The 26,096-nt window shown below is 62.9% G+C and carries 20 protein-coding genes; 7 read left to right on the top strand and 13 right to left on the bottom strand.

Translation table 11 applies throughout. From position 1 onward, the window contains the following. Entirely contained in the window at positions 1 to 1,584 is a 1,584-nt protein-coding gene (locus MRBLPB4O_RS04585) for a peptide chain release factor 3 (protein ID WP_016501372.1), read from the bottom strand. Between the two features lie 557 nt (positions 1,585 to 2,141). Here MRBLPB4O_RS04585 and MRBLPB4O_RS04580 point away from each other — a divergent pair. From MRBLPB4O_RS04580 to MRBLPB4O_RS04565, 4 genes are read left to right on the top strand one after another with little or no spacing between them, the layout of a single operon-like run. Continuing rightward, a complete protein-coding gene (locus tag MRBLPB4O_RS04580; protein ID WP_016501375.1) occupies positions 2,142 to 2,855 on the top strand; it encodes an ABC transporter permease in 714 nt (237 codons plus the stop codon). Positions 2,856 to 2,868: 13 nt separating this feature from the next. Then, entirely contained in the window at positions 2,869 to 3,783 is a 915-nt protein-coding gene (locus MRBLPB4O_RS04575; RefSeq protein WP_341797630.1) for a glycine betaine ABC transporter substrate-binding protein, read from the top strand. Next, a complete protein-coding gene (locus MRBLPB4O_RS04570; protein ID WP_016501377.1) occupies positions 3,780 to 4,433 on the top strand; it encodes an ABC transporter permease in 654 nt (217 codons plus the stop codon). Before MRBLPB4O_RS04575 ends, MRBLPB4O_RS04570 begins: the two co-directional genes overlap by 4 nt. Next, positions 4,430 to 5,587: an ABC transporter ATP-binding protein gene (locus tag MRBLPB4O_RS04565; protein WP_341797629.1), complete on the top strand. Its 1,158-nt coding sequence runs from the start codon at positions 4,430 to 4,432 to the stop codon at positions 5,585 to 5,587. Before MRBLPB4O_RS04570 ends, MRBLPB4O_RS04565 begins: the two co-directional genes overlap by 4 nt. A 36-nt stretch (positions 5,588 to 5,623) precedes the next feature. Here the strand turns inward: MRBLPB4O_RS04565 and MRBLPB4O_RS04560 are convergent, their stop codons facing one another. The 3 genes from MRBLPB4O_RS04560 to MRBLPB4O_RS04550 form a co-directional block, all read right to left on the bottom strand. Beyond that, positions 5,624 to 8,053 (bottom strand): TonB-dependent siderophore receptor, encoded by a 2,430-nt coding sequence (locus MRBLPB4O_RS04560; protein WP_341797628.1) that lies wholly within the window; start codon positions 8,051 to 8,053, stop codon positions 5,624 to 5,626. A gap of 108 nt (positions 8,054 to 8,161) precedes the next feature. Beyond that, positions 8,162 to 9,124, bottom strand: a complete 963-nt coding sequence (locus MRBLPB4O_RS04555) for a FecR family protein (protein WP_341797627.1) — start codon at positions 9,122 to 9,124, stop codon at positions 8,162 to 8,164. 20 nt (positions 9,125 to 9,144) lie between these two features. Continuing rightward, the gene (locus MRBLPB4O_RS04550; RefSeq protein ID WP_341797626.1) at positions 9,145 to 9,642 is read right to left on the bottom strand and encodes a sigma-70 family RNA polymerase sigma factor; all 498 of its coding nucleotides are present in this window, start codon (positions 9,640 to 9,642) and stop codon (positions 9,145 to 9,147) included. A gap of 494 nt (positions 9,643 to 10,136) precedes the next feature. On the opposite strand from MRBLPB4O_RS04550, the gene MRBLPB4O_RS04545 reads away from it, so the two are divergent. Further along, positions 10,137 to 11,300: a type III PLP-dependent enzyme gene (locus MRBLPB4O_RS04545; protein ID WP_043196964.1), complete on the top strand. Its 1,164-nt coding sequence runs from the start codon at positions 10,137 to 10,139 to the stop codon at positions 11,298 to 11,300. Positions 11,301 to 11,394: 94 nt separating this feature from the next. Here MRBLPB4O_RS04545 and MRBLPB4O_RS04540 read toward each other — a convergent pair whose 3' ends face one another. Then, on the bottom strand, positions 11,395 to 12,144 hold the full coding sequence (locus tag MRBLPB4O_RS04540) for a tetratricopeptide repeat protein (protein WP_341797625.1): 750 nt from the start codon (positions 12,142 to 12,144) through the stop codon (positions 11,395 to 11,397). A 3-nt stretch (positions 12,145 to 12,147) separates the two neighbouring features. Next, positions 12,148 to 12,828, bottom strand: a complete 681-nt coding sequence (locus tag MRBLPB4O_RS04535; protein WP_132844052.1) for a Fe2+-dependent dioxygenase — start codon at positions 12,826 to 12,828, stop codon at positions 12,148 to 12,150. Between the two features lie 221 nt (positions 12,829 to 13,049). Between MRBLPB4O_RS04535 and MRBLPB4O_RS04530 the strand changes: the two genes are divergently transcribed. Next, entirely contained in the window at positions 13,050 to 15,341 is a 2,292-nt protein-coding gene (locus MRBLPB4O_RS04530) for a TonB-dependent siderophore receptor (RefSeq protein ID WP_341797624.1), read from the top strand. A 102-nt stretch (positions 15,342 to 15,443) separates the two neighbouring features. Next, a complete protein-coding gene (locus MRBLPB4O_RS04525; RefSeq protein WP_341797623.1) occupies positions 15,444 to 17,999 on the top strand; it encodes a sulfite reductase flavoprotein subunit alpha in 2,556 nt (851 codons plus the stop codon). Between the two features lie 129 nt (positions 18,000 to 18,128). On the opposite strand, the gene MRBLPB4O_RS04520 is transcribed toward MRBLPB4O_RS04525, so the two are convergent. The 7 genes from MRBLPB4O_RS04520 to ispG all read right to left on the bottom strand — a co-directional run bounded on the left by MRBLPB4O_RS04520 (position 18,129) and on the right by ispG (position 26,096). Then, positions 18,129 to 18,920, bottom strand: coding sequence for an amidohydrolase (locus MRBLPB4O_RS04520; RefSeq protein ID WP_341797622.1), 792 nt, complete (start codon positions 18,918 to 18,920; stop codon positions 18,129 to 18,131). Beyond that, the gene (locus tag MRBLPB4O_RS04515; protein ID WP_341797621.1) at positions 18,908 to 20,056 is read right to left on the bottom strand and encodes a pyridoxal phosphate-dependent aminotransferase; all 1,149 of its coding nucleotides are present in this window, start codon (positions 20,054 to 20,056) and stop codon (positions 18,908 to 18,910) included. The genes MRBLPB4O_RS04520 and MRBLPB4O_RS04515 overlap by 13 nt, the downstream gene beginning before the upstream one ends. A gap of 211 nt (positions 20,057 to 20,267) precedes the next feature. Further along, positions 20,268 to 21,731: a ribosome biogenesis GTPase Der gene (gene der, locus MRBLPB4O_RS04510; protein WP_016501390.1), complete on the bottom strand. Its 1,464-nt coding sequence runs from the start codon at positions 21,729 to 21,731 to the stop codon at positions 20,268 to 20,270. A 116-nt stretch (positions 21,732 to 21,847) separates the two neighbouring features. Next, positions 21,848 to 22,990 carry an outer membrane protein assembly factor BamB gene (bamB, locus tag MRBLPB4O_RS04505; protein WP_003248513.1) on the bottom strand — a complete coding sequence of 381 codons (1,143 nt, stop codon included), beginning with the start codon at positions 22,988 to 22,990 and terminating at the stop codon, positions 21,848 to 21,850. Continuing rightward, entirely contained in the window at positions 22,991 to 23,632 is a 642-nt protein-coding gene (locus MRBLPB4O_RS04500) for a tetratricopeptide repeat protein (RefSeq protein ID WP_016501391.1), read from the bottom strand. A gap of 39 nt (positions 23,633 to 23,671) precedes the next feature. Beyond that, positions 23,672 to 24,961: a histidine--tRNA ligase gene (gene hisS, locus MRBLPB4O_RS04495; protein ID WP_341797620.1), complete on the bottom strand. Its 1,290-nt coding sequence runs from the start codon at positions 24,959 to 24,961 to the stop codon at positions 23,672 to 23,674. 25 nt (positions 24,962 to 24,986) lie between these two features. Then, on the bottom strand, positions 24,987 to 26,096 hold the full coding sequence (ispG, locus tag MRBLPB4O_RS04490; RefSeq protein WP_341797619.1) for a flavodoxin-dependent (E)-4-hydroxy-3-methylbut-2-enyl-diphosphate synthase: 1,110 nt from the start codon (positions 26,094 to 26,096) through the stop codon (positions 24,987 to 24,989).

Here is a 26,096-nt window from a genome sequence, read left to right as displayed (position 1 = left end):
TTAATGGTGTTCGCGGGTCGCGCGGAACTTGACGTCCGGCCAGCGCTCTTCCATCAGTGCCAGGTTGACCCGGGTCGGCGCCAGGTAGGTCAGGTGCCCGCCACCGTCGATGGCCAGGTTCTCCATGGCCTTGGTCTGGAATTCCTCGAGCTTCTTCTTGTCATCGCAGCTGATCCAGCGCGCCGACCACACGGTGATTGGCTCGTAGGCGCATTCGACCTTGTACTCTTCCTTCAGGCGGCTGGCGACCACATCGAACTGCAGCACACCGACCGCCCCGAGGATGATGTCGTTGCTGCGCTCCGGGAAGAACACCTGGGTTGCACCCTCTTCGGCCAGCTGCTGCAGGCCCTGGCGCAGCTGCTTGGACTTGAGCGGGTCCTTCAGGCGCACGCGGCGGAACAGCTCCGGGGCGAAGTGCGGAATACCCGTGAAGCCCAGCGCCTCACCTTCGGTGAAGGTGTCGCCAATCTGGATGGTGCCGTGGTTGTGCAGGCCGATGATGTCACCGGCAAAGGCCTCGTCCAGTTGCTCGCGCTCGGAGGAGAAGAAGGTCAGCGCGTCACCGATGCGCAGGTCCTTGCCGGTACGCACGTGGCGCATCTTCATGCCCTTCTCGTACTTGCCCGAGCAGATGCGCATGAAGGCGATACGATCGCGGTGTTTCGGGTCCATGTTCGCCTGGATCTTGAACACGAAGCCTGTGAACTTCTCTTCCACCGGCTCCACGGTACGCTCGTGGGCGACACGGGCCAGCGGGCGCGGCGCCCAGTCGACAACGGCATCGAGCACATGGTCGACACCGAAGTTGCCCAGCGCCGTACCGAAGAACACCGGGGTCAGTTGGCCATTGATGAACTCGTCCTGATCGAACTCGTGGCATGCGCCCTGTACCAGCTCAAGCTGTTCGAGGAAGCGATCATATTCGTCACCCAGGTGCGCGCGGGCTTCATCGGAGTCGAGCTTCTCGATGATCTTCACCTCGGTACGCTCATGGCCGTGGCCCGGGGTGTAGACGATGATGTAGTCACCTTGCAGGTGGTACACACCCTTGAAGTCACGGTAGCAGCCAATCGGCCAGGTGATCGGCGCAGCCTTGATCTTCAGAACGGCTTCGATCTCGTCGAGCAGTTCGATCGGGTCGCGGATGTCACGGTCGAGTTTGTTGATGAAGCTGACGATTGGCGTATCGCGCAGGCGGCACACGTCCATCAGGGCGATGGTACGCGGCTCTACACCTTTACCGCCGTCGAGCACCATCAGCGCCGAGTCCACCGCGGTCAGGGTGCGGTAGGTGTCTTCCGAGAAGTCTTCGTGGCCGGGGGTGTCGAGCAGGTTGATCATGTGCTCGCGGTACGGGAACTGCATCACCGAGGTGGTGATGGAGATGCCGCGCTGCTTCTCCATTTCCATCCAGTCGGAGGTGGCGTGGCGGTCGGACTTGCGCGACTTCACGGTACCGGCGACGGCAATGGCCTTGCCCATCAGCAGCAGCTTCTCGGTGATGGTGGTCTTACCGGCGTCGGGGTGGGAAATGATTGCGAAAGTGCGGCGCTTCGCGACTTCGGCGGCCTGGTTGGTCATGGGAAATCGCCTGACTGGGGGATTCAAAAAGGGGCGATATCATACCTGAAGTTGGGCTGGGACCAAAATCTGCTGAACCAGCGGCACTTGTTCCAGCCTCTTCGCGGGTGAACCCGCTCCCACAATGACTGCGCTGTTTTCAAGCCTTGAGCAGTACCTGTGGGAGCTGGCTTGCCGGCGACAGGGCCAGCCCGACAGCAAAAAATCATCAGGCAATCGCTTTATCACGACAAATGGCCAAAGCGCAGTTATTTCAACGCCTGCAGCGCATTAAGCTGCTGTTTTTTCTCGCCAAAATTCCTGACACCCAGTGATTAACGCTGGCCAAATGCCGCCTCAAATGGGAACCTTTGCGCCCACGGAGACGTCCATTCCCCTGCAACCCGCTTCGGTTGGGGACTGGTTTCATCAGCATTTTCGGGCCCGACGGGGTTCGGCTCATGGCCTGATCGCAGCCTTCGGCGTGCGTCACGCTGCTACTCGCGAACACACCAACCGCCGCCAGGACTGGCCGGCAAAAAAGAAGTGTGCTCGCCGACAACACAAGGAGTCCGCCTGTGGCTAAACGCTACGGAAAAGGGCTGTTGGGATGCGCCACCGTGCTCGTCATCCTGGCCCTGCTGGTCCACTGGATCGGCATCGACACGATCGCGCGTTACCGCGACGATCTTGGGTTCTACCTGCAAGCGCACCTGGTTCTTGTTCTGGCTTCGATGGCGGCGGCGTTGGCCGTGGGCATCCCGGCTGGCATTGCCCTCAGTCGACCGCACCGGGTCGACAAAGCCGAGCGCTTCATGCAGTTTTTCAACGTTGGCAACACCATTCCTCCCCTGGCCGTTCTGGCCATCGCGCTCAGTATCCTGGGCATCGGCGCCGGGCCTGCGATCTTCGCGCTGTTCCTCGCCTCCCTCCTGCCCATCGTGCGCAACACCTACGAGGGCCTGAAAAATGTCCCCGCCTCGCTCAAGGAAGCCGCCACCGGCATCGGCATGACCCCGCGCCAGCAGCTCTGGCAGGTGGAGCTACCGAATGCCGTGCCGATCATCGTCGGTGGTGTCCGTGTGGCCTTGGCATTGAACGTGGGCACCGCACCGCTGGCCTTCCTGATCGGCGCCAACAGCCTGGGTAGCCTGATCTTCCCCGGCATCGCCCTGAACAACCAGCCACAGCTGCTGCTGGGTGCCGCCTGCACCGCACTGCTGGCACTGGTGCTGGACGCGGCGGTGAGTTTCTCCAGCAAGCGCTGGCTGGAACGTGGCCTGGCCCAATAAGGATAGGGAACGTATGAACAAGAGAATCGCCTTGCTGCTGGGCGCGGCCCTGCTGTTCGCAGGATTTGCCCAGGCAGTGGAAAAACCGCTGGTGCGCATCGGCGCGCGGGTGTTCACCGAGCAGACCGTGCTCGCCGAAATCACTGCGCAATACCTGCGCGCCAATGGCTTTGACGTGCGTGTCACCAGCGGCCTTGGCAGCAACATCGCGCGGCAGGCCCAGGAGACCGGCCAGCTCGACCTGATGTGGGAATACACCGGGGTTTCGCTGGTGTCGTACAACCACATCGACGAGCGCATGCCCAGTGCCGAAGCCACCTTCGCCAAGGTCAAGGAGCTGGATGCAAAGAAGGACCTGATCTGGCTGTCCCCGTCGAAGTTCAGTAACACCTACGCGCTGGGCCTGCCCAAGCAAGTGGCCGAGGCCTACCCGCAGGTCAACACCATCAGTGACCTCAACCAGGTACTGCGTGACGAAAGCCAGCACAACCACCTGGTGGCGCTGGACACCGAGTTCGCCAACCGCCCCGACGGCCTCGTTGGCCTGCGCGAGATGTACGGCCTGCCGCTGGACCGGCGCAACATCCGCCAGATGGACGGTGGCCTGGTGTACACCGCCATGCGCAACAACCAGGTATTCGCCGGGCTGGTGTACACCACCGACGGCCGCCTGAGTGCGTTCAACCTCAAGCTGCTGGAAGACGACAAGCACTACTTCCCCGATTACACCGCAGCGCCCGTGGTGCGCAAAGCCGTGCTCGACGCAAACCCGCAACTGGCCGCACTGCTCAAGCCACTGGCCGAGCAGCTGGATGACGAAACCATGCGCCAGCTCAACGCCAAGGTCGACGTGGAGCACCAGAACCCCACCGCCGTGGCCGCCACCTTCCTGCGCGAGCACCCACTGAACAGCGAGGGCCAGCCATGAACCTGATCGATACCTTCAGCCACCTGGACTGGGCCCAGGTGCTGCAACTGACCTGGCAGCACATCATGCTGGTGGGCGTTGCGGTGAGCCTGGCCATTCTCGTCGGCGTGCCGCTGGGCATCCTCATGACCCGCTTCCCGGCCGTTGCCGGGCCGCTGCAAGCCAGCGCCACGGTGCTGCTGACCATCCCGTCGATTGCCCTGTTCGGCCTGCTGCTGCCGTTCTATTCCAAGTTCGGCCAGGGGCTGGGGCCATTGCCAGCGATCACTGCGGTGTTCCTCTATTCGCTGCTGCCGATCCTGCGCAACACCTACCTGGCCCTGACCAACGTAGAGCCCGGTATCCGTGAAGCTGCGCGCGGCATCGGCATGACCTTCGGCCAGCGCCTGCGCATGGTCGAGCTGCCCATCGCCGTGCCGGTGATCCTCGCCGGTGTGCGCACTGCCGTGGTCATGAACATCGGCGTCATGACCATTGCCGCCACCATCGGCGCCGGCGGCCTGGGCGTGCTCATTCTTACCTCCATCAGCCGCAGCGACATGTCGATGCTGCTGGTCGGTGCCGTACTGGTCAGCCTGCTGGCCATCATTGCCGACCTGCTGCTGCAAACCCTGCAACGTGCCCTGACTCCAGAAGGACTGCGCCCATGATCGAACTGAAGAACCTCAGCAAAACCTTCAACGTCAACGGCAAGGACGTCAAAGCCGTCGACGCGGTAAGCCTCACTGTCAACGAAGGGGAAATCTGCGTGTTCCTCGGCCCCTCGGGCTGCGGCAAGAGCACCACGCTGAAAATGATCAACCGGCTGATCACGCCTACTTCGGGCCAGGTGTTCATCAATGGCGAGGACACCACCGGGCTGGACGAAGTCACCCTGCGCCGCCATATCGGCTATGTGATACAGCAGATCGGCCTGTTCCCCAACATGACCATCGAAGAAAACATCACCGTGGTCCCGCGCCTGCTCGGCTGGGACAAGCAAAAGTGCCATGAACGCGCCCGCGAGCTGATGCACATGATCAAGCTCGAACCCAAGCAGTACCTGCAGCGCTACCCGCGCGAGCTGTCCGGTGGCCAGCAGCAGCGCATCGGCGTGATCCGCGCGCTTGCCGCCGACGCACCGGTATTGCTGATGGACGAGCCATTCGGCGCAGTCGACCCGATCAACCGCGAGATGATCCAGAACGAGTTCTTCGAGATGCAGCGGGCGCTGAACAAGACCGTGATCATGGTCAGCCACGACATCGACGAAGCGATCAAGCTGGGCGACAAGATTGCCATCTTCCGTGCCGGCAAACTGTTGCAGCTGGACCACCCGGACACGCTGCTGGCGCACCCGGCGGATGACTTTGTCAGCAACTTCGTTGGCCAGGACAGCACGCTCAAGCGCCTGCTGCTGGTGCGTGCCGAGGATGCAGCGGACAACGCGCCATCGGTGAGCCCGGAGACGCCCGTGAGCGATGCACTGGAGCTGCTGGATGAGCACGACCGCCGCTACGTGGTGGTGACCGATGCACAGAACAAGGCACTGGGCTATGTACGCCGACGTGACATGCACCGCCAGCAAGGGACGTGTGGCGACTTCCTGCGGCCGTTCAATGCCACGGCCTCGCACGATGAGCATTTGCGCATCCTGCTGTCGCGCATGTACGAGTTCAACCGGGCGTGGTTGCCGGTGCTGGACGCTGAGCAGGTGTTTTTGGGCGAGGTGACGCAGGAGTCGATTGCGGCGTACCTGAGCTCGGGCAGATCGCGCGGGGGCAAGACCAGCATTGTTTCGCCGGCTGACGCGGTGGTTTCCTAGAAAGCCGGGGGCGCTTCGCGCCCCAGCAATCTCGAGTCAGAACCCTACGCTGGCCTGCACATAAAAGGTCCGCGGCTCACCTACATAGATGCCGGCATTGTTGTCGCTGGAGCGGGTGAAGTACTGCTTGTCGAACAGGTTCTTCACCCCCGCCGCCAGCTTCAGGTTGGACATCTCGGGCCCGAATTCATACCCGCCACGGGCATGCCAGGTCACGTAACCCGGAATATCGCCATACTGCCCATCCGCACTTGGCTCGGTGATGTAGTCGCCGTTGAAGCTGCCATCGGCGTTGATCCCGGTCCCCGGCGCGCGCTGCTTGGATTGGGCGTAGGCGTCCAGGTTCCAGGTCCAGCGGTTGACCGCGTAACGCACGCCGGCGGTGGCCACCTGACGTGAATAGAACGGCAAGTCACGGCCCTTGAAACCCGGGATCTCACCTTCATATGTGGCGCGGGTAAAGGTGTACCCACCGCTCACCGAAAGCCCTTCCAGGCGCGGGTCCAGCCCGGCCAGGTCGTAGCGCACCGACGCCTCGATACCCTGGTGCTTGGTCGCCCCGAGGTTGGTCCAGCCCACATCGTTGCTGATGTACTGCAGCTCGTCATCGAAGTCGATGTAGAACGCCGTCAGCTCGCCGGCAAAGCCACCATTGTCATAGCGCGTGCCGATTTCGTAGGTCTTGGCCTTTTCCGGCTCCAGGCCATTGGCCGTGCTGTTGCCGGTACCGCCCTGGCCCAGTTGGAAGTACTGCAGGCTACCGAACGAGGTTTCGTAGTTGGCAAACACTTTCCATGCGTCGGAGATGTGGTACATCACGCTCAGCGCCGGCAGCGGCTCGTTGCTGGTGATGCTGCGCTTCTTCTCCGCCACCGGGCGGTTGTTGGCATCCAGCACCGGGCGGTCGCGCCAGTCGGTATTGATGTGCTCGAAGCGCACGCCCGGGGTGATGGTCCAGTTGCCCACATCGATCTTGTCGTCGATGTAGTAGGCGCTGGCCTCGGTACCCCCGCTGCGGTCCTGGAACACGTGGCCGTCAGAGGTCGGCGTCACGGTCGGCACGTTGTCGATCAGCGCCAGGCGGGTCGACTGTTCGCGCATCGCTTCCTTCAGGTAGCGATAACCCACGCTGACTTCCTGGGTGGTCGGGCCGGCAAAGAAGATGCGCGACACCCGTGGCTCGATGGCGAAGGTGTGATAGTTGCGCGGGTACGACGACAGGGTCTTCATGTCACGCGAGGCGATGGCGCTGCCGCGGAAGCTGTCGGTGTAGTAGGTCAGCACTTCGAACTGGGTGGCATCGTCAAGCTGGCGCTGCCACTTGAACGACACATCCTTGCGCCGACCGGCGAAGTAGTCATAGTCGCGCAGCGACTGGTACGGGTTGCTGTCGTACTGGGCCTGGGTCAGGCCGCCGGGCATGTCGGCACGGCCATCGTAGTAATGGAAGTTGAGCCAGAACTCATCGACATCGGTGGGCGCCCAGTGGGTCTTGAGGATGACGTCGTCGATGTCGTTGCCATTGTTGCTTTCACGGTAACCGTTGCCGTTCACCCCGGTGTACAGCAGCGCCACGCCCATGCCGTTGTCAGCCGTGCCGCCGACGAAAGCCGACTCGGTGTGCTTCCAGCCGCCGTGCTGGGAGGTTTCCAGGGTGGTGGACAGTTCCGCTGATGCCTTTTCCGGAATCGCCCGGGTGACGAAGTTGATCACCCCTCCCACGTTCTGCGGGCCATAGCGTACCGAGCCGGCTCCACGCACCACGTCGATGCTGTCGAGGTTGCCCGAGGAGATCGGCGCCATCGACAGCTGTGGCTGGCCATACGGCGCGAAGGCGGCGGGGATGCCGTCGATCAATACGGTGGAGCGCGGCGACAGGCGCGAGGTCAGGCCGCGTACGCCCACGTTCAGCGACAGGTCGCTGCCGCCGGTGCCGTTGGAGTCCTGCACCTGCACACCCGGGATGCCGCGCAGTACGTCGCGCACGTTCATAGCGCCCTTCTCCACCATCGCCTCGCGGCGCACCACGGTGCGCGCACCGGGGTGGTTCTGCACCACGCTCTGCTGGGCATCGCCCAACCAGTCACCGACCACCTTGATGTCGGTGGGCGCCAGCTCCAGGCTGCCGCTGCCCAGGTCGAGGGTAGTCGGCAGCGGCTTTACCACGACGGTGTCCTGGGACATCTCGAAGGTCAGCCCGCTGCCTTGCAGCAACTGTTGCAGCGCCTGCACCGGCGCCAGGTTGCCGGACACCGCCGGGGCCTGTTTGCCGGCCACCAGCTCGGGGCTGAAGAACAGCTGCAGGTTGGTTTGCTGACCCAGCTGATTCAGGGCCGAGGCGAGCGGTTGGGCCTGGATCTGGATGGTGTTGCCCGCCTCAGCAGCCTGGCTGTTGACGGCCACGGCGCTGACCGCCAGGGCCAGCGCCAGGGCGCGGAAGCGTGGGAAGGGTTTGTTGTTGTTCACGTCGTCGAAACATCCTGGAGTGCGGAATAAACGCCAACCGCGTGCAAATGGAAATGCTTGGCAGTTGCAGCTGGCGAGGAAGACGAACGAGCGAAAAAAAACCTGAATCTATTTCGCAATTATTTCGCGAGAGCCGTCTTCATGGGCCTTGATGGCCACCGGCAGGATGCTCGGCAAGGCCCGCAACAGTGCGTCGGTGTCGTCGGTGCTGAAGGTGCTCGAAAGGCGCATCTGGGCGACTTTACCGGGGGCGACCCGCAGCGGTTGGCTACGATAGCGCGAGGCTTCGGCCACCACCTCGGCGAGGGTGGCGTTGTCGAACACCAGCTTGCCCTGGCGCCAGGCTGTCACGGCAGCGGTGTTGACGGCGTAGGGCGCAGCCACCCCGCCCTGTGCATCTATATGTGAACCCTGGCCGGCCGTAAGCTGCGCCAGCGCGTCGCCCTTGCCCTGCACACGCACCGAACCCTGCTCCACCGCCACCCGGGTGCTGACAGGGTCCTGGCGCACGTCAAAGCGGGTACCGGTTACCGTCACGCTGCCCTGGGCGGTGTCGACCACAAACGGCCGGGCACTGTCGTGGGCGACGTTGAACATCACCTCGCCGGCACTTAGGCGGATATGCCGCTGGCCGGCGCTGAAGTCGACCTGCAGCTGTGTGCTGCCATTGAGATCCAGCAAGGAGCCATCCGGCAGTTCGACCTGGCGGCGTTCATTGAAGGCGGTCTGCAAGCTACCCTGGTGATTCAGTTGCTGGTAGTGCCAGCCGCCCCAACCCAGGCCCAACGCCAACACCGCGACACTGGCGGCCAGGGCCTGACGCACGAAGCGCCGACGCGGCAGTTGCTGCACCGGGTCCGGCTGGCACAACGCTTCAAGGCGCTGGCGTGGAATGAAGTCGGCGGCCTGCCACACGCGGCACAGGTGCTGGTACTCCTCCCGGTGACGCTCGTCGCTGGCCAACCAGGCGCGCAACTGTTTCTGCAGCCCGGCATCCCGAGGCGCATCCTGCACGCGGGCAAACCATGCGGCCGCCTGCTCGCGGACGGTATCGGTACCGTGCTGTTTCATCGAAAAGGTCTCCTGACTCATCATGCCGACACATCCAGGTGCTCACGCAAATGCCGGAGCGTGCGGATCATATACTTTTCGACCATGTTCTTGCTCAACCCCATCCGCTCGGCGATCTCGGCCTGGGTCAGGCCTTCGAGCTTCTGCCAGATGAACACCTGCCGGCAGTTGAGCGGCAACTCGGCCAGCGCCCGCTCGACGCTGTCGGCCAATTCCAGCGCATGCACGTAGGCCTCCGGGTCATCGCTGCCACCAGTGCCCTCGTCGAACGCTTCCAGCGCCAGGGCCTGGCGGCGGTCTTCGCGGCGCAAGCCATCCACGGCAATGTTACGTGCGGTCTGGTGCAGGTAGGCGCGGGGCTGCTCGACCTGGTCGCGCGGGTTTTCCAGTACCCGGACAAAGGCATCGTGGGTGAGGTCTTCAGCCTGCTGGCGATTGCGCAGTTTGCGCGTCCAGGTGCCGATCAGCTCATGGTAATGGTCGAGGAAGCCTTTGTGTCCGGACACGGTCTGGGTCATCAGGGAGGCGGATAAGGGTGCGAATAGTAATGTTTCTCATCAAAACCAGCAAATCCGCCAGTCGGTAACAAAAAATTTATGGGCCATTTCCTGTACGTGGGTACCAGGAAAATGTGGCCATAAATATGAACACCTCTGGCCCCTTCGCGGGTGACCCCGCCCACCCGAGAATTGCGAAAAGCCTATGGGAGCGGGTTTACCTACAAAGGGACCAACACGGTCTATTCCACAATATTTAACGCTTGAAACATCGCGGGGAACATCAGCCGGTCACATGAGTCGGTTATTCAAATGGCTGGTCGTCGATCCACGCCGATCACGCCCGGATTGCCTGTTGATTCTGCATTCTTCACGCCCTAAAGTGCGCGCCGAACGTCCATGCTGGAAACGATCCATCCGGCTCAAGTACTGAGTAGGCGAACCAAAGTGGGGATACGGAGGACGTTCAGTTTGCAGCCACTTATTCTTTTTGTTTGCCCATGGAGTCCCTGAGCATGTCGATCCAGGTCGAAGACTATTTCGCGCGTGACACCTTCCAGAAAATGAAGGCGTTCGCCGACAAGCAGGAAACCCCGTTCGTACTCATCGATACCCAGATGATCAGCCAGGCCTATGACGACCTGCGCGCCGGTTTCGAATTCGCCAAGGTCTACTACGCGGTCAAGGCCAACCCTGCCGTCGAAATCATCGACCTGCTCAAAGAGAAAGGTTCGAGCTTCGACATCGCCTCGATCTACGAACTGGACAAGGTGATGGACCGCGGTGTCAGCGCCGACCGCATCAGCTACGGCAACACCATCAAGAAGTCCAAGGACATCCGCTACTTCTTCGAGAAGGGCGTGCGCCTGTTCGCCACCGACTCGGAAGCCGACCTGCGCAACATCGCCAAGGCCGCACCGGGTTCGAAAGTGTATGTGCGTATCCTGACTGAAGGCTCCACCACTGCCGACTGGCCGCTGTCGCGTAAATTCGGCTGCCAGACCGACATGGCCATGGACCTGCTGATCCTCGCCCGTGACCTGGGCCTGGTGCCTTACGGCATCTCCTTCCACGTGGGCTCGCAGCAGCGCGACATCAGTGTGTGGGACGCCGCCATCGCCAAGGTCAAGGTGATCTTCGAGCGCCTGAAGGAAGAAGACGGCATCGAGCTTAAGCTGATCAACATGGGTGGCGGCTTCCCGGCCAACTACATCACCCGTACCAACAGCCTGGAAACCTACGCCGAAGAAATCATCCGCTTCCTCAAGGAAGACTTCGGTGACGAGCTGCCGGAAATCATCCTGGAGCCAGGCCGTTCGCTGATTGCCAACGCCGGCATCCTGGTCAGCGAAGTGGTGCTGGTTGCGCGCAAGTCGCGCACTGCCGTCGAGCGCTGGATCTACACCGACGTGGGCAAATTCTCCGGCCTGATCGAAACCATGGACGAAGCCATCAAGTTCCCGATCTGGACCGAGAAGAAAGGCGAAACCGAAGAAGTCGTCATCGCCGGCCCGACCTGCGACAGCGCCGACATCATGTACGAAAACTACAAGTACGGCCTGCCGCTGAACCTGGCCATCGGTGACCGCCTGTACTGGCTGTCGACCGGTGCCTACACCACCAGCTACAGCGCGGTCGAATTCAACGGCTTCCCGCCGCTGAAGGCTTACTACCTGTAACGCAAAACGGGGCCGCAAGGCCCCGTTTTCATGTGTGCTCCGCTGTACCGGCCCCTTCGCGGGCTTGCCCGCGAAGAGGCCAGCACAGGCAACTTCAATCCCCGCGCCGTTCGATCTCTTCGGCATACCGCGCCGCAAAGGCCATCAACACCGGCCCTGCACCCTGCAAGGTTACCAACGCAGCACGCAGGAAATTCATGTTCCCCTCAACCCGCGCCTGCTCCAGCCATTGCCCTGCTTCGGCCAGCTGCCCGCGCTCGACCAGCACCAGCCCCAGGCTGAACATCCCACGGAAATCCCCCGCCTCGGCCGAGCGCCGATACCAGCGCACCGCCCGCGCCGGGCTGGGCGCCGTGGCAATGCCCTGCTCCAGGTAACGCCCATACAGGTTCATCGACTTGGCATGCCCCAGCTGCGCAGCCTTCTCGTAACACTGCAGCGCCTGTGCCTGGTTGGCCGGCACCCCGCGCCCGGTGGCCAGCAGGTTGCCCAGGTTGTAAAGGCCCCAGTCCAGCCCGGCGTCGGCCGCACGCGCATAATGAATGGCCGCCTGCGTCAGGCTTGGCTCACCGCCCCAGCCATGCTCCAGGCAACGCCCGAGCATGTTGTGCGCCATGGCACTGCCGCCCTGTGCGGCGATGCCGAACCAACGCCGGGCCACGGTGGCATCTTCTTCGATACCGCGCCCATCCAGCAGGATCTGCCCCAGCAGCAACTGCGCCTCGACCGCGCCCTGCCCCGCCGCTGCCAGGATTGCCTGGGCAGCTTTGCCGGGGCTCTCCTCTAGCATGGACTGCAAGCCAGCCACATCCACCACTTCCTCACGTCGCAACTGATAGGACACGGTTCAGACCTCGGCCCAGCGGCGTAGCAGGTTGTGGTAGGTGCCGGTCAGCTGCAGCAACGAGGGGTGCTCGGGTACATCGGCAGTCAGTTGCTGGATGGCATTGTCCATCTCGAACAGCAGCGCCCGCTGGCTGTCCTCGCGCACCAGGCTCTGGGTCCAGAAGAACGCGGCGTAACGCTGGCCTCGGGTCACCGGGTTGACCTTGTGCAGGCTGGTACCGGGGTACAGCACCAGATCACCGGCCGCCAGCTTCACCTGCCGCTCACCATAGGTGTCCTGAATCACCAGTTCACCGCCGTCGTAGCTGTCCGGGTCGCTGAGGAACAACGTCGATGACAGGTCGGTACGCACCCGCTCCGGGCTGCCCTTGGGCTGACGCAAGGCGTTATCGATGTGAAAGCCGAAATTGCCGCCCTCGCGGTAGCAGTTGATCAACGGCGGGAACACCTTGTGCGGCAGGGCCGCCGACATGAAGCGCGGGGTTTTCCACAGGCGGTCGATCAGCGCAGTGCCGATCTCCTTGGCCAACGGGTGCCCTTCCGGCAACTGCAGGTTGTGTTTGGCCTTGGCCGACTGATAACCGGCAGTCACCTTGCCATCAGCCCAGTCGGCCTGCTCCAGCGCCTCGCGGATACGGGCCAGTTCGTCAGCGTCAAACAGGCCTGGGATGTGAAGCAGCATGGCGGCAGCACCGTTAGGAAATGTAAAGGTGGCAATGATATTGATTCCCTTTTGCGCTGCACAAGCCTTTTCGCCGCTTAAGACGTTTCAGCTTGATGAAACCGTAAAGGCCAAATGTAAAGATTGTAAATTCTTCACGAATGGTAACGACTCTCAATTGTTAGTCACAATTGCTTACATTAAGATCCGCCGCCTCAACACCTTGGGGAAGGTCCTTAGCAATGCGCCAGTACGTACCATCTGCAGTGAGTTCGCCACGCCTGATCGTATCCGCCATGGGCGTCGCGCTTAGCGCCACATCGGTGTATGCCGCCGACCCGGCCGCCAATAGCGCGATCACCCTCGACGCTACCAGCGTCAACGGCAAGGCTGAACAGGCCAGCACCGATTACAAAGTCGAGAAGGCCGCCTCGCAGAAGTACACCGCGCCGCTGGTAGACACCCCGCGCTCGGTCACCGTCATCCCGCAGCAAGTGATCAAGGACACCAACGCCTTGACCCTGCAGGACGCCCTGCGCACCGTGCCAGGCATCACCTTCGGCGCCGGCGAAGGCGGCAACCCGCAAGGCGACCGCCCGTTCATCCGCGGCTTCGACGCCCAAGGCGATACTTACCTGGACGGCGTGCGTGACACTGGCGCGCAAACCCGCGAAATCTTCGCCATCGAGTCGGTAGAAGTGGCCAAGGGCCCGAACTCGGCCATCGGTGGCCGTGGTGCTGCCGGCGGTACCATCAACCTGGTGAGCAAGCGTGCGCACCTGGGCAACTCGCTGGACGGCGCCTGGACTTGGGGCAGTGACCAGACCCAGCGCTACACCTTCGATGGTAACTACCAGTTCAGCGATACCGTTGCCGGCCGCCTGAACCTGATGACCCACGAAAGCAACGTCGCCGGCCGCGACAAGGTCAACTACGACCGTTGGGGCATCGCCCCGTCGCTGGCCTTCGGCCTGGGCACACCGACGCGCGTCAACCTCGACTACTACCACCTGGAAAGCGACGACCTGCCGGATTCGGGCATCCCGTACACCATCCCGACCAACGGCAGCGGCGGGCGCACCTCGGCACACCCGAGCAAGCCGAATGACGGCGGCGACAGCGACAACTTCTATGGCCTGACCGGCCGTGACTTCCGCAAGAGCCGTGTAGACATCGCCACCTTCGCGATCGAGCACGACCTGACCGACTCGCTGACCATCAAGAACACCCTGCGTCACGGCAACAGCATGCAGGACTACATCCTGACCCAGCCTGACGACAGCAAGGGCAACGTTAACAACGGCAGCGTCTGGCGCCGTGCCAACACCCGTGTTGGCAACACCGCCACCACCACCAACCAGACCGACCTGTTCGGCGAGTTCTACGTCGGTGGTCTGAAAAACAGCTTCTCCACCGGTATCGAGCTGAGCCGTGAAGAGAGCGACCGTTCGTCCTACACCGTCGACACCGACACCGTGCCAGGCGGCGCCGCCAACACCAACTGCACCCCCGGCATGATCGGCGCCACCAGTGGCTACAACTGCACCTCACTGAGCAACCCGAACCCGGATGACCCGTGGAACGGTACCATCTCGCGCAACTACGCCGGCACCACCACCAATAGCAAGACCCGGGCGATCTACGTGTTCGACACTCTGGAGCTTACCCCCGAGTGGCTGGTCAACTTGGGCCTGCGCTACGACCACTTCGATACCGACTACAAGACCTACAACGCCGCTGGCACCACCACCGCCAAAGGCAAGGATGTCAGCGAGTTCGTGACCGGCCAACTGGGCCTGGTGTGGAAACCGGCCGAAAACGGCAGTATCTATGTTTCCTACGCCACTTCTGCAACGCCACCAGGCTCGATGCTCGGCGAAGGTACAGAAGGCAACCCGCTGGGTGGCACCCCGGATCGTAACGGCAACCTGTTGGCCAGTGACATGGAGCCAGAGGAAACCACCAACTACGAGATCGGCACCAAGTGGGACCTGCTCGACCAGCGCCTGTCGCTGACCGCAGCGCTGTTCCGGACCGAGAAGGAAAACGCCCGCGTCCAGGTGGACACCACCACCTACGAAAACGTCGGCGAAACCCGCGTACAGGGCATCGAGCTGTCGGCCAGCGGCAAGATCACCGACAAGTGGCAGGTGTTTGCCGGCTACACCTACATGCAGGCTCGCCAGATCGACGGCGGCCCGCTGGGCAAAGCCAACGATGGCAACCAGTTGCCGAACACCCCGAACAACAGCGCCAGCCTGTGGACGACCTACTCGATCACGCCAAAGCTGACCGTGGGTGGTGGTGCGTTCTACGTGGATGACGTGTATGGCAGCGTGGCCAACACCACCATGGTCGACAGCTACGTACGCTACGACGCCATGGCCGCCTACAAGCTGACCAAAAACGTCGACCTGCAGCTGAACGTGCAGAACCTGACCAACGAGGTGTACTACGACAAGGCCTTCTCCACCCACTTTGCCAATCAGGCGGCCGGGCGGACTGCACTGTTGACCACCAGCGTCCACTTCTAAAGCAACAACCAAGGGCCCCGTTCATTCCAGTGAGCGGGGCTTTTGCGTATCAAGGCATAATGCACGCCGCGCAGTCTGCGGCAGCAACACAAGGTGATCGATGTGGTGAAGAAGACGCTGTTCCAATTGCACTGGTTCTTTGGCATCACCGCTGGCCTGGTGCTGGCCTTGATGGGCATCACCGGGGCCCTGTATTCGTTCCAGGAAGAACTGCTGCGCGCGTTCAATGCCGATGTGCTCAAGGTAGAAGTGCGCGCCGAAGGCGTACTGCCGCCGGCCGAGCTGGTGCAACGGGTCGAGGCCCAGCAACACGACAAGGTGTCGATGCTGTGGGTGGACGTGCGTGAAGGCAATGCCGCACGCATCTTCTTCATGCCGGCACCGGGCGAGCGCCGTGGCGAGCTGCGCTATGCCGACCCGTATACGGGCGAACTCAAAGGTGAAGTGGCCGGGCAAGGCTTCTTCAACCTCATGCTCAACCTGCACCGTTTTCTGGCCATTGGCGACACCGGCCGGCAAATCACCGGCGCCTGCACCCTGATGCTGGTGTTCTTCTGCCTGTCCGGCCTGTACCTGCGCTGGCCGCGCAAGGCGCTGGACTGGCGTACCTGGCTGACCTTCGACTGGGCCAAGAAAGGCCGAGCCTTCAACTGGGACCTGCACGCCGTGGCTGGTACATGGTGCCTGCTGTTCTATCTTCTGTTCGCCCTGACCGGCCTGTTCTGGTCCTATGAGTGGTACCGCGAAGGCCTGAACAAGCTGCTGGCCGACGCGCCGGCAGCCGGCCAGCAACAAAAACGCGGCGAAGGCCGTGGCCGTCACGGGCCACAGAAGGTCGACAAGAACGCCCCGCCGCTGGTGGTCGACTACGACGCCATCTGGGCCAACCTCAAAGACGCCGCAGGCCCAGGCCTTGCCGCCTACAACCTGCGCCTGCCACCGGTTGGCGGCCAGCCGGCCAACCTCTTCTACCTGCTGGAGAGCGCCGATCACCCGCGCGCCTTCAACACCCTGGAACTGGACCCGGCAACCGGCCAGGTGAAAAGACACGACCGCTACTCCGACAAATCCTTCAAGGCCCAGCTGCTGCAGAGCGTCTACGCGCTGCACGTGGGCGAATACTTCGGCCTGCCGGGGCGCATCATCGTCACCATCGCCAGCTTGACCATGCCACTGTTCTTCGTCACGGGCTGGCTGCTATACCTCGACCGCCGCCGCAAGAAGCGCCAAGTCCGCGCAGCCCGTGGCAACGTCGCCACCGGCACCGGCAGCGGCGACAGCTGGCTGATCGGCTTTGCCAGCCAAAGCGGCTTTGCCGAACAACTGGCCTGGCAAAGTGCCGGCCAGTTGCAGGCAGCCGGCCTACCGGTGCAGGTTCGCGCACTGGCCGAACTGCGTGAAGACGACCTGCGCCAGGCCCGCCGCGCGTTGTTCGTGGTCAGTACTTTCGGCGACGGCGAAGCACCCGACAGCGCCCGCGGGTTCGAGCGCAAGGTGCTCGGCCAGCCTTGGGCGCTGAACAACCTCAACTACGCCCTGCTCGCCCTCGGCGACCGCCAGTACCCGCACTTCTGCGGCTTCGCCCGTCGCCTGCAGGCGTGGCTGGGGGAGCGCGGTGCCAGCAGCGCGTTCAGCCCGGTGGAAGTGGACAACGCCGACCAGGCCGCCCTGCAGCAGTGGCAGCAGGAGCTGGCGCAACTGACCGGCGCCCAGCCAGTGGCCGCCTGGCAGCCGCCAAGCTTTGGCAACTGGTCACTGGTGCGTCGCGAACTGCTCAACCCGGGCAGCCAGGGCCAGCCGGTGTACTTGCTTGGCCTGCTGGCTGAAGAGCCTGCCAGTTGGGAAGCCGGCGACCTGGTTGAAATACTGCCGCTCAATGGGCAGCCACGGATCGACGCGTTCCTCAAGGGCATGGCGCTGGACGCCAGCGCCCCGGTACAGGTGAATGGCCTGGGCGAAACACTTGCCCAAGCCCTCGCTGGCCGCCAGTTGCCGGCGCGCCGTGATCACCTGATCGGCTTGCAGCCGCAAGCGCTGGTAGACGCCCTGGTGCCGATCGGCAGCCGCGAATACTCCATCGCCTCAATCGCCAGTGACGGCGCGCTGGAGCTGATCGTGCGCCAGGAGCGCCATACCGATGGCAACCTGGGCCTGGGCTCCGGCTGGCTCACCGAATACCTGCCACTGAACGGCACGCTGAGCTTGCGCCTGCGGCGCAACAGCGGCTTCCACCTGCCGGAGACCGCAGCACCGATGATCCTGATCGGTAACGGCACCGGCCTGGCCGGCCTGCGCAGCCTGATCCGCGCACGGGTGAATGCTGGCGAACAGCGCAACTGGCTGCTGTTTGGCGAGCGTAACCGGGCGCATGACCTGCTGTGTGGTGACGAGCTTCAAGGCTGGCTGCAGAGCGGCGACCTGGCACGCCTGGACCTGGCGTTCTCGCGGGATCAGGCCGAGAAAGTGTATGTGCAGGATGTGTTGCTGCAGCAAGCCGAGGAATTCAAACGCTGGGTGGCGGATGGCGCCTGTGTGTATGTCTGCGGCAGCCTGCAAGGGATGGCTGCGGGGGTGGATGCGGCGCTCAACGGCATGCTTGGTGAAGCCGCTGTGCAGCAGTTGATCGAGGATGGGCGGTATCGGCGGGATGTGTACTGATCATCCATTGATGTAGCCGGTGCTGGCCCTGTCGCCGGCAAGCCGGCTCCCACAGGTAACCCACTGCCCTCGGGCCCAGTGCTGTACCTGTGGGAGCCGGCTTGCCGGCGACAGGGCCGGTACAAGCTGTCAGTGTAAATCGAAGGTATCGGCATCCAGGTTGGCCGGGAACTTGGCCCTGTACGCCGCCAGTTCCGACGCACTCAGCACGGCGGTAAACACCCCGTCTGCCTCGCCTGCACTGAGCAGGCTCTCGCCCTGGAAGTCCAGCACCTGGCTGTCGCCCGAATAGGCAAAGCCCTTGCCGTCCGTGCCCACCCGGTTCACCGCTGCCACATAGCACAGGTTCTCGATGCCCCGCGCCGGTAGCAGACGGTTCCAGTGCTGGCGGCGCGCAGCCGGCCAGTTGGCGGTGTACAGCAGCAGGTCAGTGTCCTGGGCGTCACGGCTCCACACCGGGAACCGCAGGTCGTAGCAGATCAGCGGGCGAATTCGCCAACCCTTGAGCTCGAACTGCACCTGGCGTTCACCGGGGGTGTAGTGCTTGTGCTCACCGGCCATGCGGAACAGGTGGCGCTTGTCGTAGTGCAATATCTCGCCGTCCGGCCGCGCCCATAGCAGGCGGTTGCGGTGGCTGCCATCGGCGGCCTGGATGATCACGCTGCCGGTGATCACCGCGTTGTACTTCTTCGCCTGGGCCTTCAGCCATTTGTAGCTCGGGCCATTTTCCGGTTCGGCCAGGCTTTCGGAGTCCATCGAAAAACCGGTGGTGAACATCTCTGGCAGGATCACCAGGTCCACCTCCCCTACCTGCTCCAGCAACACCTCGAAGTGTGCATAGTTGGCCTCGCGGTCATGCCAGGCCAGGGTGGTTTGCACCAGGGCGACTTTCAGGTTGGGCAGAGTGCTCAGATCGCGCATAGTCGTTCCGCTGCCTCACGCAGCGTCTCCTCACGTTTGGCAAAGCACAGGCGTACCAGGCGTTGCTCGGGGATGGGTTGCTGGTAAAACACCGATACCGGGATGGTCGCCACACCGTGCTCACGGGTGAGCCATAGCGACATGTCGACATCGTTCAGGTCCGGGCGGATCTGCGAGTAGTCCACCAGCTGGAAATAAGTGCCCGCCGTACGGGTAAAGTTGAAACGCGAGCCTTCCAGCAAGCCGCAGAACAGGTCGCGCTTGGCCTGGTAGAAGGCCGGCAGCTCATCGATATGCTCAGGGTGCTCGGCCATGAAATCAGCCAGGGCGCATTGCAATGGCGTCACGCCACAGAAGTTGACGTACTGGTGCACCTTGCGCAGCTCTGCGCTCAGCGCCGGGGGCGCGATTACGTAGCCGGTCTTCCAGCCGGTAACGTGGTAGGTCTTGCCGAACGAACTGACCACAAAGGCACGTTGATACAACTGCTCGTAGGCCAGCACGCTGGCGTGGTGAACGCCGTCGTAAACCAGATGCTCGTAGACCTCATCGCTGATGAGGTAGATATCGCGGTCGGCAATAAGCGTTGCCAACTGCTCAAGGTCTTCGCGAGTGATCAGAGCGCCGCTGGGGTTGTGCGGCGAATTGAGGATGACCATGCGGGTGCGCGGGCTCAGGGCATCACTGAACTTCTGCCAGTCGATACGGAAGTCGCCGTCGCTCAGTTGCACATGCACACAGCGGCCACCGGCCAGTTCCACCGACGGCTCGTAGCTGTCGTAGCACGGGTCGAAGACAATCACCTCGTCACCGGCGTGGACCACCGCCTGGATGGCACAGAAGATCGCCTCGGTAGCACCGGGGGTGATGGTCACTTCCTGGTCGGCATCCACCTGTGCGCCATACAGTCGCGCCACCTTCGCCGCCACTTGCTGGCGCAAGGCCGGCAGGCCGGTCATTGGCGAATACTGGTTGTGCCCGGCAGCCACATGCCGGCCCACTGCATCAAGCAGGGCCTGCGGGCCGTTGAAATCAGGGAAGCCCTGGGACAGGTTGAGCGCGCCGGTCTGCACGGCGAGCTGGGACATGGTGGTGAAGATGGTCGTGCCGACATTCGGCAGTTTGCTGCGGATCATGGAGCCCTCTTTCCTGGGGTGTATCCGGCACGGGGTGGAGACCGAGCATAGCGGATCAAGCAGTCAGGAAAAAGGTTGAAACAATAGGGGGATTGCTTTGGATCAAAGGGCCTCTTCATGGGTGAACCCGCTCCCATTGGTGCTGCACAATATTCAAAATCTGTGGAGGACCTGTGGGAGCGGGCAAGCCCGCGAAGAATCTGACGCGGAATCAGCGCTTGTCGCGGCGCTTCTTCTCAGCCTTCTTGTGGTGCGACATCAAGCGGCGCTTCTTGTTGACCTGGCGGTCGGTGAGGGTGTTCTTCTTGCCCTCGAACGGGTTCTCACCACCCTTGTACTCGATGCGGATCGGCGTACCGACCAGCTTCAGCACCCGGCGGTAGGTGTTTTCCAGGTAACGCGAGTACGACTTGGGAATGCTCTCGGTCTGGTTGCCGTGGATCACGATCAGCGGCGGGTTGGCACCACCAAGGTGGGCATAGCGCAGCTTGATGCGGCGGCCGTTGACCAGCGGTGGCTGGTGCTCGCTGACAGCATCTTCGAGGATCTGCGTCAGGCGGCTGGTTGGCCAGCGGGTCACAGCCGAGGTGAATGCGGCCTGCACCGACTTGTACAGGTTGCCTACACCGGTGCCGTGCAAGGCGGAGATGAAGTGGATGTCGGCGAAGTCGACGAAGAACAGCCGGCGCTCCAGTTCGGTCTTCACGTAGGCGCGCTCACCCGGCTCCATGCCATCCCACTTGTTCAGCGCGATGACGATGGCGCGGCCGGCTTCGAGGGCGAAGCCCAGCAGGTTCAGGTCGTGGTCGACCACCCCTTCACGGGCGTCCATGACGAAGATGACGACGTTGGCGTCCTTGATCGCCTGCAGCGTCTTGACCACCGAGAACTTCTCGACCTCCTCGTGGATCTTGCCGCGCTTGCGCACCCCGGCGGTGTCGATGAAGGTGTACTTGTCACCATCACGCTCGAACGGGATGTAGATACTGTCTCGGGTAGTACCCGGCTCGTCGTAGACCACCACACGCTCTTCGCCGAGCATGCGGTTGACCAGGGTCGACTTGCCGACGTTCGGGCGGCCGATGATGGCGATCTTGATGCCATCCTTCTCGCTCGGGCCAGGAATGCGCACAGCCTCCTCGCCTTCGGCGACGTTCTGGTCGAGGGCTTCTTCCTCGGCATCACGTGGCAGGTGGCCGAGCACGGCTTCCATCAGGGCGCTGATACCACGGCCCTGGGAGCCCGCCACCGGAATGGCGTTGCCCATGCCCATCGGCGAGAACTCGGCGCGGGCAACATCGGGGTCGATGTTGTCGATCTTGTTGGCGACCAGAATCGCCGACTTGTTGCGCTTGCGCAGGTGCTCGGCAATCATCTGGTCAGCGGCGGTCATGCCGGCGCGGGCATCGACCAGGAACAGCACATAGTCGGCTTCTTCGATGGCCATGAGCGACTGCTCGGCCATTTTTTCGTCCATGCCTACTTCGTCACCGGTAATACCGCCGGTGTCGATCAGGATGAAGGAACGACCCTGCCAGCTGGCATCACCATACTGGCGGTCACGGGTCAGGCCCGACAGGTCACCCACGATGGCATCGCGGGTTTTGGTCAGGCGGTTGAACATGGTGGATTTGCCGACGTTCGGGCGGCCCACCAGGGCAATTACGGGAACCATCGGCTCTCCACTCTCGAATTCTTGAAAATGCAAAGGCCGCTGCAAGGCAGCGGCCGGAGTTTGGGCGGCGTGTCCTACGCCGCGGCTTGAAGCCCGCCAAGGCTTCAAGCATAGCTTCAGCGGATGGTCAGTGCCTCGAGCTTGCCGCTGTTGCCAAAGACATAGATGGTGTCGCCGACCACAAGTGGGCGGGCGCGCAGGCCATCGCTATCGATACGTTCACGGCCGACGAAGCGGCCATCCACCTGGCTCAGCAGGTGCAGGTAACCCTCAAAGTCACCCACAGCCACGTAGCTGCTGAACACTTCAGGGGCGGTCAGCTGGCGGCGAGCCATGCTGTCGTTGCTCCACAGGGCGCTGGAAGAGCGCTCATCCACGCCTTCCACAGTACCCGAAGCTTCGCTGACGTAGACGTTACCGAAGCCCTGGGCGACGCCCACATAGCTGGAAGCATCGCGCTGCCACAGCTCGCGGCCGCTTTCCAGGTCCAGGCCCGCTACACGGCCCTGGTAGGTGCTGACGTACAGGGTACCACCAGACAGCAGCAAGCCGCCGTCGATATCAACCACACGGTCCAGCTCGGAACGGCCCTTCGGGATGGCCACGCGGCTTTCCCACACCGGCACACCGTTGTTGATGTCCACCGCCACCACCTTGCCGGTGGACAGGCCGGCGACGGCCAGGCGGTTGGTGGCGATCGGAGCACCGGTACCACGCAGGGTCAGTACGGCCGGGGAGTTCTCGTAGATCCAGCGGCGGTCGCCAGTGGCGGCATCCAGGCCGATCAGGCGATCGTCCTGGGTCTGCACCACCACCACATCACCGTTGTTGGCAGGCGGGGCCAGCACTTCGCTGGTCACGCGCGAGCGCCAACGCTCTTCACCGGTGCTGGAGTCCAGGGCAATGACTTCGCCCTTGAGGGTGCCGAGCATGACCAGGCCGTAGCCCACGCCGACAGCGCCGGAAACCTGCAGCTCCAGGTCCTTCTTCCACACCACGTCACCGGTGATGCGGTCGAGGGCGAAGACTTCGCCATTGACGTCGGAGGCGTAGATACGGTCGTTTTCGATGGCCGGTACCAGGGTGTTGTAGGTCTCACCCTGGCCGTCACCGATCGAACGGCTCCACTGCTTCTTCAGGACCACTTCCTCGGTGAACTTGGTCAGCTCGGCCGGGGGCAGTTCCTTCTTGCTGTTGCTGCTGCAACCGGCGGCCAGTACGGCCAGGGTCAGCACTGCTGCATGTTTCCAACCGATCACTTACGCGTCCCCTTTAGCCAGGTCATCCAGCTTCAATTGCAGGCCACCGACCGCCGCCTCATCGGACAACGCAGCCTTGGCTTTTTCGTAAGCGCTGTGCGCGTCGTCGGCGCGACCCAGCTGTACCAGCAGGTCACCCTTCAACTCTTCACGGCTGGCCAGGAAGGCTTTGTCGGCGTCGCCGTCGAGCAGCTTGAGGGCATCCTCGGCCTTGTTCTGGGCGGCCAGCACGCGGGCCAGACGCTGGCGCGAAATCTCGCCCAGGGTCACGTCGGCCGGCTTGTCCAGCACGCCTTTGAGCTCGGCAGCGGCGTCGTCGAGCTTGCCGCTCTCGACCGCGACCTTGGCCACGAACAGGCTGCCGTACTGGGCATAGGCGGTACCGCCAAACTCGCTCTTGAGCTTGCCGGCCAGTTCCGCAACCTTGGTGGCGTCTGGCTGGCCAGTCGGCGTCAGGCTGGTTTCAAGCAACGCCTGATACAGCTGCGAGGCACCTTGCGACTGGTTGTTCTGGTACTTGTGCCAGGTATTCCAGCCCAACACCACCACGCCTGCCAGCAATGCGCCAGTCAGCAGCGGCTTGCCGTTGCGGTTCCACCAGTCCTTGACCCCTGCCAGGTCATCATCATCGGTACTCGACACCCCAATACTCCTTTTCGCCTATTCGCTTGTTGAACCGCGTTACGCTTGCGCGATCGCGGTTTCCAGGTGCTCTGCCAGAGCATCCCAGGCAATGTTCTGTTGTTCGCCCTGGCCACGCAGGGGCTTGAAGCCGATTTCTTGCCTGGCCAGTTCCTCGTCACCGAGGATCAGGGCGAACAGCGCCCCGCTCTTGTCGGCTTTCTTGAACTGGCTCTTGAAGCTGCCACCGCCCGCGTTCACCGCCAGGCGCAGGCCCGGCAAACGGTCGCGCAGGGTTTCGGACAGCCGCAGGCCAGCCAGCTCGGCCTGCTGGCCAAAGGCGCACAGGTAGACGTCGATCTGGCGGTTGATGGACTCCGGCACCTTGCCCAGGGTTTCCAGCAGCAGGATCAGGCGCTCGATACCCATGGCGAAACCGACGCCAGTGGTCGGCTTGCCGCCCATCTGCTCGACCAGGCCGTCGTAGCGGCCACCGGCGCACACGGTGCCCTGGGAGCCGAGCTTGTCGGTGACCCACTCGAATACGGTCTTGCTGTAGTAGTCCAGGCCACGCACCAGCTTGGTATTGATCACGAACGGAATGCCGGCGGCGTCCAGGCGGGCCTTGAGGCCCTCGAAGTGCACGCGCGAGGCTTCGTCCAGGTAATCTTCCAGCTTCGGCGCACCCACCAGCACCGCCTGGGTGTTCTGGTCCTTGCTGTCGAGGATGCGCAGCGGGTTGCTCTTCAGGCGGCGCTGGCTGTCTTCGTCCAGTTGCTCCAGGCGCGCCGAGAGGAACTCGACCAGCGCATCACGGTAGCGCGCACGGGCTTCGCTGGTACCCAGGCTGTTGAGCTCCAGCTTGACCGCATCCTGGATGCCCAGCAGGCCCCACAGGCGCCAGGTCAGCATGATCAGCTCGGCATCGATGTCCGGGCCATCCAGGTTGAACACTTCCACGCCAATCTGGTGGAACTGCCGGTAGCGACCCTTCTGCGGGCGCTCGTGGCGGAACATCTGGCCGATGTACCACAGTTTCTGCACCTGGCCGTTGCCGGTGATGCCATGCTCCAGCACGGCACGTACGCACGCGGCGGTGCCTTCGGGGCGCAGGGTCAGCGAATCGCCGTTGCGGTCCTCGAAGGTGTACATCTCTTTTTCGACGATGTCGGTCACTTCACCGATCGAGCGCTTGAACAGCTCGGTGAACTCGACGATCGGCGTACGGATCTGGCTGTACCCGTAGGTGTCCAGCAGACCGGCCACGGTGCCTTCGAAGTAGCGCCACAGTGGCGACTGTTCTGGCAGGATGTCGTTCATGCCACGGATGGCTTGCAGCGATTTGCTCACGAAAAGTCCTTACGAATTCTGTGTGTCAGCCACGGGCGATCAGCGCCGCGTCGGCTTCGGCCTTTTCGGCCGCTTTCTGACGGATGAGCCTTTCCAGCTCATCGACCAGGTTGTCATTGGTCAGCTTCTGCGCCGGCTTGCCGTCGATGTAGATCAGGTTCGGCGTGCCGCCGGTCAAGCCTACATGGGCTTCCTTGGCTTCACCCGGGCCGTTGACCACACAACCGATCACCGCCACGTCCAGCGGCACCAGCAGGTCTTCCAGGCGCCCTTCCAGCTCGTTCATGGTCTTGACCACATCGAAGTTCTGCCGCGAGCAGCTCGGGCAGGCGATGAAGTTGATGCCACGCGAACGCAGGTGCAGCGACTTGAGGATGTCGTAGCCGACTTTCACTTCTTCGACCGGGTCGGCCGCAAGCGAGATACGGATGGTATCGCCAATGCCCTCGGCCAGCAGCATACCGAGGCCGACGGCGGATTTCACCGTCCCTGAACGCAGGCCACCGGCTTCGGTGATGCCCAGGTGCAGCGGCTGCACGATCTGCCTGGCCAGCAGCCGGTAGGCTTCGACGGCCATGAACACATCGGATGCCTTGACGCTGACCTTGAAGTCCTGGAAGTCCAGGCGGTCGAGGTGCTCGACGTGGCGCAGGGCCGACTCCACCAGCGCCGCCGGGGTCGGTTCGCCGTACTTCTTCTGCAGGTCCTTTTCCAGGGACCCGGCGTTGACGCCGATGCGGATCGGGATGCCACGGTCGCGGGCAGCATCGACCACGGCGCGTACACGGTCTTCGCGGCCGATGTTACCCGGGTTGATACGCAGGCAATCGACGCCCAGTTCGGCCACGCGCAGGGCGATCTTGTAGTCGAAGTGGATGTCGGCGACCAGCGGCACGCTGACCAGTTGCTTGATCTTGCCAAACGCCTCGGCCGCGTCCATGTCCGGCACCGAAACCCGCACGATGTCCACGCCGGCATCGACCAGGCGCTGGATTTGCGCCACGGTGGCGGCGACATCGTTGGTGTCGGTGTTGGTCATGCTCTGCACCGCGATAGGTGCATCACCACCTACCGGCACATTGCCGACCCAGATTTTGCGGGATTCGCGACGTTTGATCGGAGATTCGCCGTGCAT

Source organism: Pseudomonas sp. LPB4.O, from assembly GCF_038383825.1.
GTDB lineage: Bacteria > Pseudomonadota > Gammaproteobacteria > Pseudomonadales > Pseudomonadaceae > Aquipseudomonas > Aquipseudomonas putida.
This window is presented reverse-complemented; position numbering and strand designations above follow the sequence as displayed.